This window comes from Streptomyces sp. URMC 127 (assembly GCF_051386535.1).
Classification (GTDB): domain Bacteria; phylum Actinomycetota; class Actinomycetes; order Streptomycetales; family Streptomycetaceae; genus Streptomyces.
Window position 1 is genome coordinate 1 of the sequence record NZ_JBPQTW010000365.1, and the last position, 3,582, is coordinate 3,582.

A 3,582-nucleotide genomic window follows, 5' to 3' on the forward strand; every position below is an offset into this window, starting at 1 on the left:
GGCGGGGGCGGAGCGGGGGCCCGGTCCCGGCGGCCGGCGGGACCGCCGGTCAGCGGGGCGATGCGCGCCCCGGCCCGGCGGGCCTCCAGGTTCAGCCGGCCGACGTTGGCGTCGGCCGTGGCCAGGAGCGTCAGGACGGACGAGGGCCCGGCCGCGTACGTCGCCACGTAGCCGTGCTCGCCGCTGACGAGCAGTTCGCGGAAGCCGCCGTGGCCGACGGCGTCCGTCAGCCGCGCGCCCACCCCGAGCGCCGCCGCCGTCAGCGCCGCGACGCCGTCCGGCTCCATGCCGGTGACCAGGTGCGCGATCACCAGACCGTCCGTACTGGCCACCATCGCCCCCGTCAGGTGCGGAACCCTGGCCCGTAACCCCTCGAGCTCGGCGAGCACCTCGGGTGCGGCGGTCATCGGTTGTCTCCTTCCGGCGAACGGTCTGAAAGCGCGCCTCACCGTCACAGGGCCTCCAGGGCGTCGCGGATCCGGTAGAGCAGGGAGAGTTCCGGGGCCGCGGGAGGCGGCGGCCCCGGGGCGGGCGGGGCGTCCGCACGGGGCGTGCGGACGAGACCGGCGGCGGCCAGCCGCCGCACGTCCAGGAGGGTCGCGAAGGCCGGGCGCCCGAGGGCCCGCGCGATCTGCACGGGGGTGCGGACGCCGTCGGGGGCCGCCAGCACCGCCCGGCGGCCGCCCCCCGGGGCCGGCCCGGCCCGGTCGGCGCCGGTCGTGCGCACCACCGGCGCGGCGTCCACCTCCGGCCGCGGCCAGGCCCGCTCCAGCAGCCGCCGTCTGCGCACGACCTCCCGCCGCAGCAGCGGTACGGGAACGGGCCGGACCGGTCCCAGCCAGTGCCGGGCGCCCCTGAGGAAGCGGTCGGGGGCGCGCCGGTCCGGGCCGAGCGGGCACAGGACGAAGTAGGCCGCGTCGAACAGGGCGCTCAGGTGGCACAGTTCCAGCTCGCCGCGGCTGAGCCGGCCGCGCTCGACGAGGAGGCTGCCCGCGCGGTAGCCGGGCCCGCCCTCGGCGACGGCCTCCTCCCACGCCTGCGGCGACAGCCGCCCCCGGGCGGTCAGCCGCCGGCCCAGGTCGGGCACGGCCGGGCTCTCGGCGTGCACCACGGCGCCGTCGGCGAGGTAGAGGGCGCCGGCCCGGCCGTGCAGGGCGCCGGTGGCCCGCTCGCAAGCGAGCCGGTCCAGCGTGCGCTCCGCCGTCTCCCGCGCTCCGGCCGTCTCCGCCTGCTGCGCCGTCGCTGTCGTACCGGTCGTCTCTGCCGTATCCGCCGTCCCTGCCGCGGCGCCGGAGGGTATCGGACCGGCCGGGCCGGAGGCCGTCATGCCAGGACCAGCCTGTCCGTGAGGCTCTTGAGCCGGAAGAGGGCGACGGCCAGATTCGCCTCGGCGCGGTCCAGCCACACGTAGAGGAAGACGCTGCTGTCGAAATCCGTCTCCACGAAACGGACGAGGTGGTAACTGCCGCGCGCGGTGACGATCAGGTCCTCCACGGGGCCCGTGCGCGCCGTCGCCCCGGTGAACGCGCTGTTCTCGAAGGCGAGCCGGGCCAGCTCCGCGGTGTCGGCGGCCGCGCTCTCGTGGTCGCGCCCGGGGCCCTCGCCCGCCTCGCCCAGCGCGAGCCCGCTCGTCCAGTCCACGAGGCTCGCGCCCCGCGCCCCCGGGATGGTCATGGCCTCGGCCAGGCACCCGTCGATACCGGTCACACGATCCTCTCCAGCCCCCCGTGCCCGATTACCAGTGGCGTGTCCGCTGCGACGGAAGGTAATCGATGACAGACCCGTGAGGGGAGAGTTTTGGCATTTTCTCTCGGCACATGTGGAGGCTGCGGTATGGCGGAATCCGGTGCGTCCGGGCGCGGCGAGGGGCCCGCCCCCTGTGGAGGGGAGGGCGGGCCCGCCGGAGGCGTCCGGGGACGCCGGTCCTACTTGACGTTGACGGCGCTCCAGGCCGCGCCGACCGTCTTGTACTCGGTGCTCGTGGTGCCGTACAGGGCGCTCGCGGCCGACAGCGTCGCGGTGCGCGCGGCCTTGTAGTTGGTGTTGGACGTCATGTACGTGGAGAGCGCCTTGTACCAGATCTTGGCGGCCTTGTCCCGGCCGATTCCGGTGACCTTGGAGCCGTCGGCCGTCGGGCTGTCGTACTGCACGCCGTTGATGGTCTTCGCGCCGCTGCCCTCGGCCAGCAGGTAGAAGAAGTGGTTGGCGACGCCCGAGGAGTAGTGGACGTCCTTGCCGCCCACGCCGCTGGACCAGTTGTCGGCGGAGTTGCCGTCCTTCGACGGCTTGTCCATGTAGCGCAGCGGCTTGCCGTTGCCGAAGATGTCGATCTTCTCGCCGATGAGGTAGTCGCCCTTGTCGGCGGCGTTGTTGGCGTAGAACTCCACCGCGGTGCCGAAGATGTCCGACGTCGCCTCGTTGAGGCCGCCCGACTCGCCGCTGTAGACCAGCTTCGCGGTCGCGGCGGTGACGCCGTGGCTCATCTCGTGGCCCGCGACGTCGATGGCCGTGAGCGGCTTCTTGTTGCCCGAGCCGTCGCCGTAGGTCATGCAGAAGCAGGCGTCGCTCCAGAACGCGTTGACGTAGCTGTTGCCGTAGTGGGCGCGGGAGTAGGCGCCCTTGCCGTCGTTGCGGATGCCGTTGCGGCCGAGGAAGTTCTTGTAGAAGTCCCAGGTGACGGCCGCGCCGTAGTGGGCGTCGACGCCGGCGGTCTGGCGGCCGCCGCCCCAGGTGTCGGTCGCGTTGGTGAAGAGCGTGCCGGTGCCCGACGTGCCCTGGTTGAGGTCGTACGTCTTGTGGCCGCCGCGGGCGCCGTCGTTGAGCTGGTAGCTGCTGCCGCTCTTGGTCGTGGTGAGCGGCACGGTGCCGCTGTACTGGCTGGTGCCGGTGCCCGTCTCGATCGCCTCGTAGCGGTGGAGCTCGCTGCCGGTGGCGGCGTCGGTGATGACGTGCAGCTCGCTCGGCGTGCCGTCCGGCTGAACGCCCTCGACGACGGTCTCGTACGCGAGGACGGGCTTGCCGGTGGCGGCCCAGACGACCTTGCGCGGGGTGCCGGCGGAGGGCTTCGCGGTGTGCGCCGAGGAAGCGGCCGACAGCGCGGCCTTCGCCGCGGCCGATGCGGGCTGCCGCGCGTCGGTGGAGGCGAGGGCGAGGGCCGACTCGGTGGCCTTGGTGACGGTGGTGCGGCCCGCCTTGTCCCGGTGGACGACGAGGTCGCCGCCGAGGACGGGGAGCCCGACGTAGGTGCGCTCGTAGCGGGTGTGCACGGTGCCGTCCGCGTCCTTGATCACATCGCGGACGACCAGCTTCTCCTTGGCGCCGAGGCCGAGCTGCCCGGCGGTGGCGCCCGCCTGCTCCTGGGCGCCGCGTATCTCCGCGGCCCGCTGGTCGGGGCTCAGCTGGAGCGCCATGGCGTCCGGGCCGCGCTCGGCCTGGGCGCCGGCCACGCCGGTCTGCACGGCGACGGCGCACAGGGCGGCGGAGGCGAGGAGGGCGGTGGTGCGGACGGTGCGGCTGCGGGGGGTGAGGCTGCGGGGGGTGGTTATGCGTCTCAACTCTGTCTCCTAGCAGGGGCGGCGGGGC

At 74.2% G+C, this 3,582-nt stretch carries 4 protein-coding genes; all 4 read right to left on the bottom strand.

Going from position 1 to position 3,582, the window contains the following annotated elements; genetic code table 11:
* A partial coding sequence (locus ACSNOH_RS33950; RefSeq protein ID WP_436725299.1) for a roadblock/LC7 domain-containing protein occupies positions 1-407 on the bottom strand: 407 nt, incomplete at its 3' end.
* 44 nt (positions 408-451) lie between these two features.
* Complete coding sequence (locus tag ACSNOH_RS33955; protein ID WP_436725300.1) at positions 452-1,327, bottom strand: transcriptional regulator; 876 nt, start codon at positions 1,325-1,327, stop codon at positions 452-454.
* On the bottom strand, positions 1,324-1,707 hold the full coding sequence (locus tag ACSNOH_RS33960; protein WP_436725301.1) for a hypothetical protein: 384 nt from the start codon (positions 1,705-1,707) through the stop codon (positions 1,324-1,326). Before ACSNOH_RS33960 ends, ACSNOH_RS33955 begins: the two co-directional genes overlap by 4 nt.
* 218 nt (positions 1,708-1,925) lie before the next feature.
* A complete protein-coding gene (locus ACSNOH_RS33965; RefSeq protein WP_436725302.1) occupies positions 1,926-3,554 on the bottom strand; it encodes a M4 family metallopeptidase in 1,629 nt (542 codons plus the stop codon).
* Positions 3,555-3,582 lie beyond the last annotated feature (28 nt).

Excerpts from the sequence above, each read along its gene's own strand:
- ACSNOH_RS33955 (WP_436725300.1), bottom strand. The coding sequence starts at position 1,327 with ATGACGGCCTCCGGCCCGGCCGGTCCGATACCCTCCGGCGCCGCGGCA.